Origin of the sequence: Kluyvera sp. 142486 (genome assembly GCF_046569695.1) — a bacterium.
In the GTDB taxonomy this organism is placed as follows: domain Bacteria; phylum Pseudomonadota; class Gammaproteobacteria; order Enterobacterales; family Enterobacteriaceae; genus Kluyvera.
Genome location: NZ_JBKHUI010000010.1, coordinates 30484 through 46071, shown reverse-complemented (window position 1 = coordinate 46071; position 15588 = coordinate 30484). Strand labels below are relative to the sequence as shown.

The window sequence follows — 15588 nt, the reverse complement described above, 5'->3', positions numbered from 1 at the left end:
TTCGCCACATGTTGGTGTAATTCGCCATTTCACTGTAGGCGTTTAACGGCTGAAATACAATCACCTCTTTGATAATCAATGAGATAAAAAGTTGGCACGGAAGTTGTAATAGTCATTGCGCAGGGCTCAGCCCGATACACAGAACTAAGAGGATTGAACAATGGGTATTTTTTCTCGTTTTGCCGACATCGTGAACGCCAACATCAACTCGCTGCTGGAAAAAGCGGAAGACCCGCAGAAGCTGGTCCGTTTGATGATCCAGGAGATGGAAGACACCCTGGTGGAAGTGCGCTCCACCTCTGCCCGCGCGCTCGCAGAAAAGAAAGACCTGTCCCGCCGTGTGGAACGTGCGCAGGCGCAGCAGGTTGAATGGCAGGAGAAGGCCGAACTGGCGCTGCGTAAAGAGAAAGACGATCTGGCGCGTGCGGCGCTGATTGAAAAGCAGAAGCTGACCGACGTTATCGGCACGCTGGAACATGAAGTGACGCTGGTGGATGAAACTCTGGCGCGGATGAAAAAAGAGATCGGTGAGCTGGAGAACAAACTCAGCGAAACCCGCGCTCGTCAGCAGTCTCTGGCGCTGCGTCATCAGGCGGCGAGTTCATCCCGTGATGTGCGTCGTCAGCTGGACAGCGGTAAACTGGATGAAGCGATGGCCCGCTTTGAATCCTTTGAACGCCGCATCGACCATATGGAAGCGGAAGCCGAAAGCCATCGTTTTGGTAAACAGCCATCGCTGGACCAGCAGTTTGCCGAGCTGAAAGCGGATGACGAAATCAGCGAGCAACTGGCGGCGCTGAAAGCCAAAATGAAGCAAGACAACGAATAATAATTCCGGCGGCACTGACCGTGCCGCTGCTCATAATATATAAGGAGTTTCTATGAGCGCGCTTTTCCTCGGCATTCCCCTGACGTTGTTTGTGCTGTTTGTATTGCCGATTTGGCTGTGGCTCCACTATAGCAATCGCTCCCGCTCCGGCGAGCTTTCACAGGGCGAGCAGCAGCGGCTGATGCAGTTGACCGATGACGCGAAGCGGATGCGCGAGCGTATTCAGGCGCTGGAAGCCATTCTGGATGCAGAACATCCAAACTGGAGGGACAAATAATGGCGCTGGATCTGAACAAAAAGCTGTGGCGTATCCCGCAGCGAGGCATGGTGAAAGGGGTCTGCGCCGGTATTGCCGAGTACCTCGACGTGCCGGTGAAGCTGATTCGTATTATTACCGTGCTGGCGATGCTGTTTGGTCTGTTTTTCTTTGTCGTCGTCGCCTACGTAATTTTGACCTTCGCCCTCGACCCAATGCCGGAAGGGGCGATGAACAACCCGCATCAGCCCACCAGCCGCGACCTGCTGGATGCGGTAGATGCTGAATTAGCCGCTGGCGAGCAGCGACTGCGCGAGATGGAACGTTACGTGACATCTGACACTTTTACCCTGCGCAGCAGGTTCCGTCAGCTCTGAGTAAGAGGTTACTGATGAATAATAAATGGCAGCGGGCGGGCCAGAAGGTGAAGCCCGGTTTGAAAATCGTTGGCAAGCTGGCGCTCCTGACGGCCTTGCGTTACGGCCCGGCAGGCGTAGCCGGATGGGCGGTGAAGTCCGTCGCCCGTCGCCCGCTGAAGATGTTTCTGGCGGTGGCGCTGGAACCGCTGTTGTCCCGCCTCGCCAAACGTTATTTCCCCATGGCAAAATAGGGCTATCGGCGTAGCGAGGAGTGCCAAATAAGCAATGAAGCGACTCAAAAATGAATTCAATGCGCTGGTCAACCGTGGGGTTGACCGGCATCTTCGTCTTGCCGTGACCGGCCTTAGCCGCAGCGGCAAGACTGCCTTTATCACCGGCCTGGTGAATCAGCTACTCAATATTCATACCGGCGCACGCCTGCCGCTGTTGAGCGCGGTGCGCGAAGAGCGTTTGCTCGGCGTTAAACGTATTCCCCAGCGCGACCTTGGTATCCCCCGATTCACCTACGACGAAGGGTTGGCTCAACTCTACGGTCAGCCGCCGTCCTGGCCGACGCCGACGCGAGGGGTGAGCGAAATTCGCCTGGCGCTGCGCTACAAATCGAACGACTCACTGCTGCGTCACTTTAAAGAGACCTCCACGCTCTATCTGGAGATTGTTGACTATCCCGGTGAGTGGCTGCTCGACTTACCGATGCTCAACCAGGACTACCTCGGCTGGTCGCGCCAGATGACCGGGCTGCTGACCGGCCAGCGCGGCGAGTGGTCGGCAAAATGGCGACAGCTGTGCGAAGGGCTGGACCCGTTTGCACCTGCCGATGAAAACCGGCTGGCGGAAATCGCCCAGGCGTGGACCGACTACCTGCACCAGTGCAAGCAGGAAGGGCTGCACTTTATTCAGCCGGGCCGCTTTGTGCTGCCGGGCGATCTTGCCGGTGCTCCGGCCTTGCAGTTCTTCCCGTGGCCGGATGTGGACGCCATCGGTGAGTCGAAGCTGGCGCAGGCGGACAAACACAGCAATGCCGGTATGCTGCGCGAGCGCTTCCATTACTACTGTGAAAAAGTGGTGAAGGGGTTCTACCGGGATCACTTCCTGCGCTTCGACCGCCAGATTGTGCTGGTCGACTGTCTGCAACCGCTCAACAGCGGCCCGCAGGCGTTTAACGATATGCGTCTGGCGCTGACGCAGCTGATGCACAGCTTCCATTACGGGCAGCGCACGCTGTTCCGCCGTCTGTTTTCGCCGGTTATCGACAAGCTGCTGTTTGCCGCTACCAAAGCGGATCACGTCACCGTCGATCAGCACGGCAATATGGTATCGCTGCTGCAACAGCTGATTCAGGACGCCTGGCAGAACGCGGCCTTTGAAGGCATCACCATGGACTGTCTGGGGCTGGCTTCGGTGCAGGCAACGCAGAGCGGGCTGATTGAGGTGAACGGCGAGAAGATCCCAGCGCTGCGCGGTCATCGCTTAAGCGACGGTCAGCCGCTCACTGTCTACCCTGGTGAAGTACCGGCGCGTCTTCCCGGGCAGGCCTTCTGGGACAAACAAGGTTTTCAGTTTGAGGCCTTCCGCCCGCAGACGATGGATGTTGACCAGCCGCTGCCGCATATCCGTCTGGATGCCGCGCTGGAGTTTTTGATTGGAGATAAGCTGCGATGAACGATGCCTATAAACCTCGCATTGATTTTGACGGCCCGCTCGATGAAGTGAAGCCGGAACAGTTTAAAACTTCGCAGGCGTTTGATGACGCGACGGCGGAGAAATTCGCCCCGGTGACGCTCGACGACGAACCCGAGCAGGAAGGGCAGGTAGAAGCCACCCTCGACGCGGCGCTGCGCCCGAAACGCAGCCTGTGGCGCAAAATGGTCACCGCCGGGCTTGGCCTGTTTGGTATCAGCGTAGTTGCCCAGGGCGTGCAGTGGACGATGACCGCCTGGCAAACCAACGACTGGGCGGCGCTCGGTGGCTGTGCCGCCGGGGCGCTGATTGTTGGCGCGGGCGTGGGGTCGGTGGTCACCGAATGGCGACGGCTCTGGCGCTTACGCCAGCGCGCAGAAGAACGCGATGAAGCGCGCACCTTAATGCACAGCCACAGCGTGGGCAAAGGGCGCGCATTCTGTGAAGGGCTGGCGCGTCAGGCGGGGCTGGACCAGTCGCACCCGGCGCTACAGCGCTGGTACGCGGCTATCCACGAAACCCAGAGCGACCGCGAAGTGGTCAGCCTGTATGCCCATCTGGTGCAGCCGGTGCTGGACGCGCAGGCGCGTCGCGAGATCAGCCGCTCGGCGGCGGAATCGACGCTGATGATTGCCGTCAGCCCGCTGGCGCTGGTGGATATGGGCTTTATCGCCTGGCGTAACCTGCGGCTGATTAACCGTATCGCGAATCTCTACGGTATCGAGCTTGGCTACTACAGCCGTCTGCGGCTGTTCCGTCTGGTGCTTATCAACATCGCTTTCGCCGGGGCCAGTGAGCTGGTACGGGAAATCGGTATGGACTGGATGTCGCAGGATCTTGCCGCGCGCCTGTCAACCCGGGCCGCGCAGGGGATTGGTGCCGGGCTGCTGACCGCGCGTTTGGGGATCAAGGCGATGGAGCTTTGCCGACCGCTGCCGTGGATCGATAACGACAAGCCGCGCCTCGGTGATTTCCGTCGCGAGCTGATAGGCCAACTGAAAGCGACGCTGCAGAAAGGGAAATCGGCGGCGCAGCGGGAGAGCTAACGAGATAAAATATGGTTATGCAAAAATTGTATAACCTATTTCTATACTTATCTTTACTGAAAGTGACAACCAGCGCTACTTTAGCTAAATCGTCCACAACACGTTCATTTTCAGGAACTCCCGATGACCAAAAAACTGCTGCCGTTACTCGTGCTGACCGCGCTGTCAGCCTCCGCTTATGCCGCTACGCCACCGAACACGCTGGTAGTGGCTCAGGGTCTGGACGATATTGTCAGTCTGGACCCAGCGGAGGCCAACGAGCTCTCCAGCATCCAGACCGTGCCAAGCCTCTACCAGCGTCTGGTTCAGCCTGACCGTAACGACCCAGCTAAAATCACGCCGATTCTGGCAGAAAGCTGGCAGGCGGATGCGGCGAAAAAAACGCTGACTATCAAGCTAAAGAGCGACGCTAAATTTGCTTCCGGCAACCCGCTGCGCCCGGAAGATGTGATCTTCTCCTACACCCGAGCCGTCACCCTGAACAAATCCCCGGCGTTTATCCTTAACGTCCTCGGTTGGGAGCCGGGCAATATTGCCAGCCAGTTGAAGAAGATTGACGACCATACGCTGCAGCTAAGCTGGACGGCTGATGTTAGCCCATCGGTGGCGCTAAACATTCTCTCTACGCCGATTGCCTCGATTGTGGATGAGAAGCTGGTGGCAGCCAACGTGAAGGGCAACGACTTCGGTAACGAATGGCTGAAAATGCACTCTGCGGGCAGCGGCGCGTTCAAAATGCGCGTCTACCAGCCTCATCAGGCCATCGTGCTGGAAGCCAACGACACCTCGCCAACCGGCGCGCCTAAGCTGAAAAGCGTGATCATTAAAAACGTGCCCGACCCGGCTTCCCGCCGTCTGCTGATCCAGCAGGGCGACGCCGATGTGGCGCGCGACCTCGGCGCAGACCAGATTGACGCGCTGCAGGGCAAACCGGGTTTACAGGTGTTAAGCATTCCGTCAGCCGAGCAAAACTACGTGGTGTTCAACACCGCGAATACCGCCAACCCGCTGCTGGCTAACCCGGCGTTCTGGGAAGCGGCTCGCTGGCTGGTGGACTACAACGGCATCACCAAAGATCTGCTGAAAGGGCAGTACTTTGTCCATCAGAGCTTCCTGCCGGTCGGTTTCCCGGGCGCGCTGGACAACACGCCGTTTAAATTTGACCCTGCCAAAGCCAAAGAAATCCTGGCGAAAGCGGGCATCAAAGACGCTCACTTTACCCTCGACGTGGAAAACAAACCGCCGTTTATCACCATCGCTCAGTCGATGCAGGCAAGCTTTGCTCAGGGCGGCGTGAAGGTGGATCTGTTGCCTGCCGCGGGTAGCCAGGTTTACGCTCGCGTGCGTGCGAAGCAGCATCAGGCGGCGATTCGTCTGTGGATCCCGGACTACTTTGACGCCCACTCTAACGCCAGCGCCTTTGCCTTTAACGACGGTAAATCCAGCACCGTAGCGGGCCTGAACGGCTGGAAGATCCCTGAACTGAATAAAGCCACGCTGGCTGCCGTCGCGGAACCGGACGTCGCAAAACGTCTCGACCTGTACAAAAAAATGCAGGAAGAGCTGCAGCGTAATTCGCCGTACGTCTTTATTGACCAGGGCAAAACGCAGATTGTGGTTCGCGACAACGTGAAGGGCTACCAGCAAGGGCTGAATGCCGACATGGTCTGGTACGACCGCGTGACCAAATAGATTGACGCCTGTTGCCGGGTGGCGCTTCGCTTACACGGCCTCCAAAACTCGAGAACGTAGGCCGGGTAAGGCGTAGCCGCCACCCGGCAAAAAGAGATTTCCCATGCCGAATTTTTCCAGACGCGCGCTTCAGGGTCTGTTAACTCTGTTGCTCACGCTCTTTGGGCTGTTGCTCGTCACCTTTGCGCTCTCTGCGCTTTCACCCGTTGACCGCGTGCTGCAAATTGTCGGCGATCACGCCAGCCAATCGACCTACGACCAGGTTCGCCATCAGTTGGGCCTTGATCGTTCCCTACCGGTACAGTTCTGGCACTACCTGGTTAATCTGTTCCATGGCGATCTCGGCACCGCCAGCGCCACCGGGCAGCCGGTGCTGCACGATCTGCTGGCCGCCTTTCCCGCGACGCTTGAACTCGCCACGCTGGCGCTGATTATCGGCGCGGTGTTCGGCGTGATTGCTGGCGTACTCTGCGCCCGTTACGCCGGTTCGCCCTGGGATTTTGCCGTGCGAACGCTGACGCTTCTGGGCAACTCGGTGCCGATTTTCTGGCTCGGGCTGCTGATGCTGGCGCTGTTCTACGCGAAGCTGCAATGGAGCCCCGGCCCCGGTCGCCTCGACGATATCTACCAGTTCACCATCGAACCCAAAACCGGCTTTGTGCTGATTGATACCTGGCTTTCCGGCGACAAAGAGGCTTTTCGCAACGCCTTTAGCCACCTGGTGCTGCCGGTGCTGCTGCTGGCTTACTATTCGCTGGCCAGCATCACGCGTCTCACGCGTTCGGCGTGTCTGAGCGAGATGAACAAAGAGTACATCCTGCTGGCGCGCGCCAAAGGGGCGGGCGAGATGAGTATTCTGCTGCGTCACGTGCTGCCGAACATCCGCGGCACGCTGCTGACGGTTATCGCGCTGGCCTATACCTCGATGCTTGAAGGCGCGGTGCTAACCGAGACGGTGTTCTCCTGGCCGGGGATTGGCCGCTACCTGACGACGGCGCTATTTGCTGGCGATACGGCGGCGATTATGGGGGGGACGCTGCTGATTGGCGTTTGCTTTGTGTTGATTAATAACCTCACCGATGTGCTGGTGCGGCTGACCGACCCGAGGGTTCGCTGATGCCATCATCTCTGTTTTTGCGCCGATTACTGCGCTCGCCTGCGGCCTGCTGCGGGCTGATTATTATTGCCGTGCTGGTACTGACGGCGCTGTTGGCTCCATGGCTTGCGCCGCAGGACCCAAACTGGCAGGACGCCGCCGCGCGTTTGCAAATGCCCAACGCGCAGCACTGGCTCGGCACCGACAGCTACGGGCGCGACCTGCTTTCAAGGCTGATTTACGGTACTCGTCCGGCGCTGGGTCTGGTGGCGCTGGTGACGGTGATTACGCTGCCGGCCGGGCTGCTGATAGGCATTCTTTCCGGCTATTACGGCGGCTGGCTGGAACGTATTCTGATGCGCTTTACCGACGTGGTGATGTCGATGCCGCGCCTGATTCTGGCCTTTGCCTTTGTGGCGATGCTGGGCCCAGGGCTGGTTAACGGCGCGTTAGCGCTGGCGTTAACCACCTGGCCTGCCTATGCACGTCAGGCGCGTAGTGAAATCCAACGGCTACGGCACAGCGACTATTTAGCCGCCGCCGAGATGATGGGGATTCGCGGCCTGCGCCTGCTGGTCGGCCATATTCTGCCGTTGTGTCTGCCGTCGGCGATTGTGCGTCTGGCGCTGGATCTGGCGGGGATCATTCTGGCCGCCGCGGGGTTAGGCTTCCTCGGCCTGGGTGCGCGTCCGCCGATGGCGGAGTGGGGGGCGATGATTGCCGATGGCATGCAGGTGATATTTGACCAGTGGTGGATTGCCGCCGCGCCTGGTGCGGCGATTCTGATTGCCAGCCTGGCGTTTAACCTGCTGGGCGATGGTTTACGTGACGTTCTGGAGCCGCAACATGACTGAGCAACGCCTTTCCGTACAGGGGCTGAACATTGATTATCCCCGCGCACGGGTGGTCAACAATATGAGCTTCACGCTCGGTAACGAGCGGTTGGCGCTGGTGGGTGAATCCGGCTCAGGCAAGTCGATGACCGCGCGGGCGTTGATGGGGCTGGTGCGCAAGCCGGGTATCGTCAGCGCCGACCGTCTAAACGTGCTCGGCCACGATGTGCTTTCCCTGAATGCGCGCGGCTGGCGCGCGCTGCGGGGCAACGACATCGCGATGGTGCTGCAAGACCCTCGCTATGCGCTGAACCCGGTGAAAACGGTGCGAGAGCAACTGGAAGAGGCACTCACCCTGCATCAGCGGCTGAACCGCCGCGAGCGGCAGGAAAAGTGTGAATCCGCGGTGCTGGCGATGGGACTCGACGTAGCAGTGCTGAACCGCTATCCGGGCGAACTCTCCGGCGGCATGGGCCAGCGGGTGATGATTGCCATCGCGCTGATTAACGACCCTAAAGTGCTGATAGCCGATGAACCTACTTCGGCGCTGGACGCCCGTCTGCGTAACCAGATCCTCGAACTGCTGGTGGCGCAATGTGAGCAGCGGCAGATGGCGATGCTGCTGATTAGCCACGATTTACCGCTGGTGGCTCAGCATTGCGACCGGGTACTGGTGATGTATCAGGGTAACGGCGTCGATGAGATGGCAGCCCGTGATTTACCGCAGGCCACGCACCCCTACACCCGTACCTTGTGGACCTGCCGCCCGAACGCGCAGACCTATGGTCAGATGCTGCCGACGCTGGATCGCAGCCAGAACTTTGAGGAGACGGCGCATGGCGATCGTTGATATTCAGGCCTTACAGGTCAAGTTTGGCGAGAAAACGGCGGTATCGGCGGCCAGTTTCCACGTCAACGCAGGCGAGACCTTCAGCCTGATTGGTGAGTCCGGCTGCGGGAAATCGACCATTTTGCGCGTGATCGCCGGGCTGCAACGCGAGTGGGGTGGGCATGTTTCGCTATTCGATAAACAGATTACCCGCGGCGTGCGCTTTCAGGGTGAACTGCGTCGCAACGTGCAGATGGTGTTCCAGGACCCGTACGCCTCGTTACATCCGAACCATACGCTGTGGCGTACGCTGGCCGAACCGCTGAGTATCCACGGTGAAGGAGACATTGAAGCACGAGTGCAGACGGCGCTGGAGCAGGTGGGGTTGCCCGTCGACGCCGCCAGCCGCTATCCGCATCAGCTTTCCGGCGGCCAGCGTCAACGCGTAGCGATTGCCCGCGCGTTGCTGCTGCGGCCCAAAATCCTGCTACTCGACGAACCCACCTCGGCGCTGGATATGTCGGTGCAGGCGGAGATCCTGAACCTGCTTAATCGCCTGAAGCAGGACCACGGCATGACCTACCTGCTGGTGAGTCACGATGCCGATGTGATTGCCCATATGTCCGACCGCGCGGCGTTTATGGCCGGAGGCGTGATTCAGCGCTTCTTTGACCGTAATGCGCTGGAACGCGGTGAGCACCGGATGGGGTAACCAGTTAACCTTTAGCACAATCGGCCCCTCTCCCTTCCTAAGGGTGAGGGGGCCATTAAGTGCAGTTTATTAATTGAACGCATAACTTTACGGCACAACGCCCATTTTTCCGCCATACTGTCAATAATTGTTGACACTCATCTTCACGCCAGCGAATAAGTGTCTTATTATTCATACGTCTTTGGCTTATAAGGGTGAACACTCCCATGCGTCTTGAAGTCTTTTGTGAAGACCGTCTCGGTCTGACCCGTGAACTGCTCGATCTTCTGGTGCTGCGCGGCATTGACCTGCGCGGTATCGATATCGACCCTGTTGGCCGAATCTACCTAAATTTTGCGGAGCTGGATTTCACCAGCTTCAGCAGCCTGATGGCGGAAATCCGCCGCATTGCGGGCGTGACCGACGTTCGCACCGTCCCGTGGATGCCTTCCGAACGTGAACATCTGGCGCTGAGCGCGCTGCTGGAAGCGATGCCGGAGCCAGTGCTGTCGCTGGATACGCGCAGTAAAATCGAACGTGCTAACCCGGCAAGCTGCCAGCTGTTTGGCATGAGCCAGGATAAAATGCGCAACCATAACGTGGCGCAGCTGATTAGCGGCTTTAACTTCCCGCGCTGGTTCGAGAGCGACGAAGTGGAGTCTCACGCCGAGCATGTGGTGATCCACGGGCAGAATTTCCTGCTGGAAGCCACGCCGGTCTACCTGAGCGGCGAAAATGACGCCCGCGTGCTGGGGGGGGCTGTGATAATGCTGCGCTCCACGCTGCGCATGGGCCGCCAGCTGCAAACCATGACCACCCAGGACGTCAGCGCATTCAGCCAGATTGTGGGCGTTAGCCCACGTATGCGTCAGGTGGTGGATCAGGCGCGCAAGCTGGCGCTGCTGACCGCACCGCTGCTGATCGTCGGGGAAACCGGTACCGGTAAAGACCTGCTGGCCCACGCCTGCCACCTGGCGAGCCCGCGTGCGGCGAAACCGTACCTGGCGCTGAACTGCGGCTCCATTCCAGAAGATGCGGTTGAGAGCGAGCTGTTTGGCGATGCCGCCGAGGGTAAAAAAGGGTTCTTCGAACAGGCCAACGGTGGCTCGGTGCTGCTGGACGAAATTGGTGAAATGTCGCCGCGTATGCAAACCAAACTGCTGCGTTTTCTCAACGATGGCACTTTCCGCCGGGTAGGCGAAGATCACGAAGTGCATGTTGACGTTCGCGTTATCTGCGCGACCCAGAAAAACCTGGTGGAGCTGGTGCAAAAAGGGCTGTTCCGCGAGGATCTCTATTACCGCCTCAACGTGCTGACCCTTAACCTGCCGCCGCTGCGCGATCGTCCACAGGACATCATGCCGTTGACCGAACTGTTTGTGGCGCGCTTTGCCGACGAGCAGGGGATCTCCCGTCCCAAACTTTCTGCCGATCTCAACACCGTGCTCACCCGTTACGGGTGGCCGGGCAACGTTCGCCAGCTGAAGAATGCGGTATACCGTGCGCTGACCCAGCTTGAAGGCTATGAACTGCGTCCGCAGGACGTGCTGCTGCCGGACCACGATGTATCGAGCGCGGCGGTAGGGGAAGAGGCGATGGAAGGCTCACTGGACGATATTACCCGTCGCTTTGAACGCTCGGTGCTGACGCAGCTTTATCGCAGCTATCCAAGCACCCGTAAACTCGCCAAGCGTCTGGGCGTATCGCACACGGCGATTGCGAATAAACTGCGGGAATATGGCTTGAGCAACAAGAAGGGCGAAGAGTCATAAAAAAAACAGCCTCTGAAAAGAGGCTGTTTGTATTTTGCGGTGCGGTAGTTACGCTTTCAGTGCAGCCAGTGCCGCATCGTAGTCTGGCTCGTTGGTGATTTCGTTCACCAGCTCGCTGTATACCACGTTGTCGTTTTCATCGATAACCACAACGGCACGTGCCGCCAGGCCTTTCAGCGCGCCGTCTGCGATGCCTACGCCGTAGGTCTGCAGGAATTCTGGCGCACGCAGGGTGGACAGGGTGACCACGTTGCTCAGGCCTTCTGCGCCGCAGAAGCGAGACTGCGCGAACGGCAGGTCAGCGGAAACGCACAGCACAACGGTGTTGGCCAGTTCGCCAGCCAGTTGGTTGAATTTACGCACAGATGCCGCGCAGACGCCGGTATCGATGCTTGGGAAAATGTTCAGAACTTTACGTTTGCCCGCGAACTGGCCGAGGGTGACGTCTGACAGATCTTTTGCCACCAGCGTAAACGGTTGAGCTTTATCGCCCGCCTGTGGGATAGAACCTTGAACAGCAACGGGATTGCCCTGGAAATGTACGGTTTGCGACATGATTATCTTCCTGTTTACATATAGTTAACGTCTGCCCTAGTGTATGACAACAGGTGTTAACACGGCAAACCCTATTTACGCCTGATTATAAGGAGCAAAAATGAGAAAGCTGCGAGTCTTTGAAGAAGCCTGGCCACTGCATACCCCCTTCGTCATTGCTCGCGGAAGCCGCAGTGAAGCGAAGGTGGTGGTGGTTGAACTGGAACAGGATGGCGTAAAAGGGGTGGGTGAGTGCACGCCGTATCCGCGCTATGGGGAGAGCATTGCGTCGGTGATGGCGCAAATTATGGCATTGGGCGAGCAGCTTGAACGCGGATTAACGCGTGAACAGCTGGCGAATCTACTCCCGGCAGGGGCGGCGCGTAACGCCGTCGACTGCGCGCTCTGGAGCCTGGAAACGCATTTATTACAAAGTGACGTTGTCACTCAGTTGGGCGTTCGTTTGCCGGAAACAATCACGACCGCCCAAACGGTGGTCATCGGTACCCCAGAACAAATGGCCGCTAGCGCAAAGGCGCTGTATGAAAGCGGTGCCCGGTTACTCAAAGTGAAGCTTGATAACCATTTTATCTGCGAACGAATGGTGGCGATTCGCGCTGCCGCGCCGGATGCGACGCTGATTGTGGATGCCAATGAATCCTGGCGCGGTGACGGTTTAGCGGCGCGTTGTCAGCTGCTGGCCGATTTAAATGTCGCCATGCTCGAACAACCGCTGCCGGTGGGCGAAGACGACGCGCTCAGCCACTTTATCCATCCGCTGCCGATTTGTGCCGATGAAAGCTGCCACACCCGGGAAGATTTGCCGGTACTGCGTGAACGCTATGAGATGGTCAACATCAAGCTCGATAAAACCGGTGGCCTGACGGAAGCGCTGGCGTTGGCTGCCGAGGCCAGGGCGCAGGGTTTTGCGCTCATGCTCGGCTGTATGCTCTGTACCTCTCGCGCGATTGAAGCCGCGCTACCGCTGGCACCACAGGTGCGCTTCGCCGACCTCGATGGCCCGACCTGGCTTGCCGCCGATGCCGAGCCAGCGCTGCGTTTTACCTGCGGTGAGCTTCATTTGTGATGCGCTGACTGCCAGTGCAGCAGCGCCGTCATCGCCGCCAGATACTTCTCACTGGCCTCGTCTGAGGAGACTGGAGGGAACTCGGCGGTGATGCAGTGCAGGCCAATATCGGCGCACCAACTGCCAAACGACCCCGGCGTTTCATAGCCGACGCTGCTGACCAGCGGCAGGCTGAACGCCTCGGCAAGCCATTGCCCCAGCTCGCTGTGACGGCTGTCCTCAATACAGGCCAGTGGATCGTGGAACGACACCACCCACGCCGGGTTTATTTGATGAATCAGCTGACACAGCGCTCGGCTCTCCGGTTCGGAGCCGGGACGACTGCCGGTCTGCAGCACCACATCTCGATGTTCCGCCGTGCTGTTCCAGCGGTACACCGTGTCGCCCGCCTTCCAGTTTGCCGACGGGAAGTTACGGTTAAGATCCACACCGTTTGCGTTCGCCCGCAGACCCAACTGGCAGCCGTCCGGGTTTACCGCCAGCACCACGTGATGACGGCGAAGATCCGTCGCCAGCGTGCGCAGCGCGCAGGAGAGGGTCACGACCGAGGAGTTTTCGTCGCCGTGCGTGCCGGCAATGATCAAACCGCTCTGCGGGCCTGCCAGCGGGGCGGGGAACCAGATGAGCGGAGCCCCAAGCAGAGAACGGCCGTAGTGTTGTGTTCCGGGCGGGAACGCGCCGCGTTGGGCGCGAGGGCGGGTGGCTGACATACGCTGAGTCCTGATATGCAATGGGGATATTGAGCAGTGTTGTGCAAAATACGCCGCGAATCAAATAGTTTCCCTGATAGATATTGCTGGTGACATATCAAGTTTATGTGACATGTTGTTTGCAATTACCGCGACTGAAACAAATAATATTTTCATCAAGTTGTGTGGGTTTGCCAATTTTAAGGGGATGACATGAAGTTACCGTTCACCTTGACCTGTTGCGCTGTCTTGCTTTCAGGTCTGAGTTCTATCGCCGTCGCGGCCGACGTTCCCGCCGGAACGGTGCTGGCGAAGCAGCAGGAGCTGGTTCGTCATATTAAAGATGAACCCGCTTCATTAGATCCCGCAAAGGCGGTGGGGCTGCCGGAGATTCAGGTCATTCGCGATCTTTTTGAAGGGCTGGTGAACCAGGATGCCAACGGCAATATCATTCCAGGCGTCGCTACCCGCTGGCAGACGAACGACCAGCGTATCTGGACGTTTACCCTGCGCAACGATGCGAAATGGTCCGACGGTACGCCGGTCTCGGCGCAGGACTTCGTTTACAGCTGGCAGCGTCTGGTTGACCCGAAAACCACCTCGCCGTTTGCCTGGTTTGCCGCGCTGGCAGGTATCACTAATGCTCAGGACATTATCGACGGCAAAGCCAAACCAGAAACGCTGGGCGTGACCGCGGTAGATGCCCATACTCTGCGCGTACAGCTGGATAAACCGCTGCCGTGGTTTGTGAATCTGACCGCCAACTTCTCGCTCTATCCGGTCAATAAAGCCAACGTCGAGAGTGATAAAAACTGGACGCGTCCAGGTAAGCTTATTGGCAACGGTGCCTACGTGTTGGCAGACCGCGTGGTGAATGAGAAGCTGGTAGCGGTACCGAACAAGTACTACTGGGATAACGCGAAGACGGTTATCCAGAAGGTAACCTTCATCCCGATTAACCAGGAGTCCGCCGCCACTAAACGTTACCTGGCGGGCGATATCGATATCACCGAATCCTTCCCGAAAAACCAGTATCAGAAGCTGCTCAAAGAACTGCCGGGCCAGGTCTATACCCCGGCGCAGCTGGGCACCTATTACTACGCCTTTAACACCCAGAAAGGGCCAACCGCCGATGCGCGCGTACGCCTGGCGCTGAGCATGACCATCGACCGCCGGATTATCGCCGAGAAGGTCTTAGGCACCGGTGAGAAACCGGCATGGCGCTTTACCCCTGATGTGACCGCTGGTTTTAAGCCGCAGACCTCTGAGATGGCACAAAGCAGCCAGGCCGAACTGAACGCACAGGCGAAGATGCTGCTGCAGGCAGCAGGCTACGGCCCAAATCGCCCGCTGAAGCTGACGCTGCTATACAACACCTCGGAAAACCACCAGAAAATTGCCATCGCAGTGGCATCGATGTGGAAGAAAAACCTCGGCGTTGACGTGAAGCTGCAAAACCAGGAGTGGAAAACCTATATCGATAGCCGTAACACCGGTAATTTCGACGTGATCCGCGCGTCGTGGGTGGGGGATTACAACGAGCCGTCAACCTTCCTGTCACTGCTGACCTCCACCAACACCGGCAATATTTCCCGTTTCAGCGACCCGGCGTATGACAAGGTGATCCGCCAGGCGACGCTGGAGAACACCGCAGAAGCGCGTAATGCTGATTACAACACCGCCGAGAAAATTCTGGCTGAGAAAGCGCCTATCGCGCCTATTTACCAATACACCAACGGACGTTTGATCAAGCCGTGGGTCAAAGGCTACCCGATCACCAATCCTGAAGATGTGGCCTATACGCATACGATGTATATCGTGAAGCACTAGTTGAATACAGGCTCCTGATAGCCTTCGTTAACCTCATTTAAAATAGGAGCTGGCACGACTTACAGCGCCAGTTCTCTTTTCGACCGCATTTCGCACTGATGCCACGGGCCGTTGCCTGGAACCGGGATAAAGTGTAAGCCTGGCTGTACGCGTATGAGTACAATCCCACCTTAATTGAGTGTGATGAGGGCATGATGAAGACTGGGAAAAATATGGTGGATACACGAGCAAAAATTTGCAGAAAATCTTCAGTGTGCAACTTACCATACAAAAGAGAGCACAGAGATGAAACGGTGCCGTCCTGTTAAATAACGGAGTCTGGAGAACCTGACGTGGAGTAAACG

16 protein-coding genes are annotated in these 15588 nt (G+C 58.1%); 14 read left to right on the top strand and 2 right to left on the bottom strand.

Features of this window, described 5'->3' with window-relative positions:
* Positions 1–160 precede the first annotated feature (160 nt).
* The 12 genes from pspA to tyrR all read left to right on the top strand — a co-directional run bounded on the left by pspA (position 161) and on the right by tyrR (position 11104).
* Positions 161–829, top strand: a complete 669-nt coding sequence (gene pspA / locus ACLGE8_RS12510) for a phage shock protein PspA (protein ID WP_395594899.1) — start codon at positions 161–163, stop codon at positions 827–829.
* Positions 830–881: 52 nt separating this feature from the next.
* Positions 882–1106: an envelope stress response membrane protein PspB gene (gene pspB / locus ACLGE8_RS12505; RefSeq protein ID WP_035894063.1), complete on the top strand. Its 225-nt coding sequence runs from the start codon at positions 882–884 to the stop codon at positions 1104–1106.
* Positions 1103–1462 carry an envelope stress response membrane protein PspC gene (pspC, locus tag ACLGE8_RS12500; RefSeq protein WP_410999073.1) on the top strand — a complete coding sequence of 120 codons (360 nt, stop codon included), beginning with the start codon at positions 1103–1105 and terminating at the stop codon, positions 1460–1462. The genes pspB and pspC overlap by 4 nt, the downstream gene beginning before the upstream one ends.
* Positions 1463–1476: 14 nt before the next feature.
* Positions 1477–1695 (top strand): phage shock protein PspD, encoded by a 219-nt coding sequence (gene pspD, locus ACLGE8_RS12495; protein WP_185666061.1) that lies wholly within the window; start codon positions 1477–1479, stop codon positions 1693–1695.
* A 34-nt stretch (positions 1696–1729) separates the two neighbouring features.
* Positions 1730–3127 (top strand): YcjX family protein, encoded by a 1398-nt coding sequence (locus ACLGE8_RS12490; RefSeq protein WP_410998863.1) that lies wholly within the window; start codon positions 1730–1732, stop codon positions 3125–3127.
* On the top strand, positions 3124–4191 hold the full coding sequence (locus ACLGE8_RS12485) for a TIGR01620 family protein (RefSeq protein ID WP_410998861.1): 1068 nt from the start codon (positions 3124–3126) through the stop codon (positions 4189–4191). Before ACLGE8_RS12490 ends, ACLGE8_RS12485 begins: the two co-directional genes overlap by 4 nt.
* Positions 4192–4314: 123 nt before the next feature.
* On the top strand, positions 4315–5883 hold the full coding sequence (locus tag ACLGE8_RS12480; RefSeq protein ID WP_185666064.1) for an ABC transporter substrate-binding protein: 1569 nt from the start codon (positions 4315–4317) through the stop codon (positions 5881–5883).
* Between the two features lie 103 nt (positions 5884–5986).
* The gene (locus ACLGE8_RS12475) at positions 5987–7000 is read left to right on the top strand and encodes an ABC transporter permease (RefSeq protein WP_410998859.1); all 1014 of its coding nucleotides are present in this window, start codon (positions 5987–5989) and stop codon (positions 6998–7000) included.
* A complete protein-coding gene (locus ACLGE8_RS12470; RefSeq protein ID WP_410998857.1) occupies positions 7000–7833 on the top strand; it encodes an ABC transporter permease in 834 nt (277 codons plus the stop codon). The genes ACLGE8_RS12475 and ACLGE8_RS12470 overlap by 1 nt, the downstream gene beginning before the upstream one ends.
* The gene (locus tag ACLGE8_RS12465) at positions 7826–8662 is read left to right on the top strand and encodes an ABC transporter ATP-binding protein (protein WP_185666066.1); all 837 of its coding nucleotides are present in this window, start codon (positions 7826–7828) and stop codon (positions 8660–8662) included. Before ACLGE8_RS12470 ends, ACLGE8_RS12465 begins: the two co-directional genes overlap by 8 nt.
* A complete protein-coding gene (locus ACLGE8_RS12460) occupies positions 8649–9353 on the top strand; it encodes an ABC transporter ATP-binding protein (RefSeq protein WP_410998855.1) in 705 nt (234 codons plus the stop codon). The genes ACLGE8_RS12465 and ACLGE8_RS12460 overlap by 14 nt, the downstream gene beginning before the upstream one ends.
* A 206-nt stretch (positions 9354–9559) precedes the next feature.
* Positions 9560–11104, top strand: a complete 1545-nt coding sequence (gene tyrR / locus ACLGE8_RS12455) for a transcriptional regulator TyrR (RefSeq protein ID WP_410998853.1) — start codon at positions 9560–9562, stop codon at positions 11102–11104.
* A gap of 48 nt (positions 11105–11152) precedes the next feature.
* Here tyrR and tpx read toward each other — a convergent pair whose 3' ends face one another.
* Positions 11153–11659 carry a thiol peroxidase gene (gene tpx, locus ACLGE8_RS12450; protein ID WP_064545896.1) on the bottom strand — a complete coding sequence of 169 codons (507 nt, stop codon included), beginning with the start codon at positions 11657–11659 and terminating at the stop codon, positions 11153–11155.
* A gap of 100 nt (positions 11660–11759) precedes the next feature.
* Between tpx and ycjG the strand changes: the two genes are divergently transcribed.
* Positions 11760–12725 carry an L-Ala-D/L-Glu epimerase gene (gene ycjG, locus ACLGE8_RS12445; RefSeq protein ID WP_410998852.1) on the top strand — a complete coding sequence of 322 codons (966 nt, stop codon included), beginning with the start codon at positions 11760–11762 and terminating at the stop codon, positions 12723–12725.
* On the opposite strand, the gene mpaA is transcribed toward ycjG, so the two are convergent.
* Positions 12716–13435: a murein tripeptide amidase MpaA gene (gene mpaA, locus ACLGE8_RS12440; RefSeq protein ID WP_410998850.1), complete on the bottom strand. Its 720-nt coding sequence runs from the start codon at positions 13433–13435 to the stop codon at positions 12716–12718. The two genes, ycjG and mpaA, sit on opposite strands and share 10 nt — an antisense overlap.
* Positions 13436–13627: 192 nt before the next feature.
* On the opposite strand from mpaA, the gene ACLGE8_RS12435 reads away from it, so the two are divergent.
* On the top strand, positions 13628–15244 hold the full coding sequence (locus tag ACLGE8_RS12435) for an ABC transporter substrate-binding protein (protein WP_410998848.1): 1617 nt from the start codon (positions 13628–13630) through the stop codon (positions 15242–15244).
* The last annotated feature ends 344 nt before the right edge of the window (positions 15245–15588 follow it).

Coding starts and splice junctions, on each gene's coding strand:
- mpaA (WP_410998850.1), bottom strand. CDS start 13,435: ATGTCAGCCACCCGCCCTCGCGCCCAACGCGGCGCGTTCCCGCCCGGA.
- pspB (WP_035894063.1), top strand. CDS start 882: ATGAGCGCGCTTTTCCTCGGCATTCCCCTGACGTTGTTTGTGCTGTTT.
- ACLGE8_RS12470 (WP_410998857.1), top strand. CDS start 7,000: ATGCCATCATCTCTGTTTTTGCGCCGATTACTGCGCTCGCCTGCGGCC.
- pspA (WP_395594899.1), top strand. CDS start 161: ATGGGTATTTTTTCTCGTTTTGCCGACATCGTGAACGCCAACATCAAC.
- tyrR (WP_410998853.1), top strand. CDS start 9,560: ATGCGTCTTGAAGTCTTTTGTGAAGACCGTCTCGGTCTGACCCGTGAA.
- ACLGE8_RS12480 (WP_185666064.1), top strand. CDS start 4,315: ATGACCAAAAAACTGCTGCCGTTACTCGTGCTGACCGCGCTGTCAGCC.
- pspD (WP_185666061.1), top strand. CDS start 1,477: ATGAATAATAAATGGCAGCGGGCGGGCCAGAAGGTGAAGCCCGGTTTG.
- ACLGE8_RS12485 (WP_410998861.1), top strand. CDS start 3,124: ATGAACGATGCCTATAAACCTCGCATTGATTTTGACGGCCCGCTCGAT.
- ACLGE8_RS12490 (WP_410998863.1), top strand. CDS start 1,730: ATGAAGCGACTCAAAAATGAATTCAATGCGCTGGTCAACCGTGGGGTT.
- tpx (WP_064545896.1), bottom strand. CDS start 11,659: ATGTCGCAAACCGTACATTTCCAGGGCAATCCCGTTGCTGTTCAAGGT.
- ACLGE8_RS12460 (WP_410998855.1), top strand. CDS start 8,649: ATGGCGATCGTTGATATTCAGGCCTTACAGGTCAAGTTTGGCGAGAAA.
- ACLGE8_RS12475 (WP_410998859.1), top strand. CDS start 5,987: ATGCCGAATTTTTCCAGACGCGCGCTTCAGGGTCTGTTAACTCTGTTG.
- ycjG (WP_410998852.1), top strand. CDS start 11,760: ATGAGAAAGCTGCGAGTCTTTGAAGAAGCCTGGCCACTGCATACCCCC.
- ACLGE8_RS12435 (WP_410998848.1), top strand. CDS start 13,628: ATGAAGTTACCGTTCACCTTGACCTGTTGCGCTGTCTTGCTTTCAGGT.
- ACLGE8_RS12465 (WP_185666066.1), top strand. CDS start 7,826: ATGACTGAGCAACGCCTTTCCGTACAGGGGCTGAACATTGATTATCCC.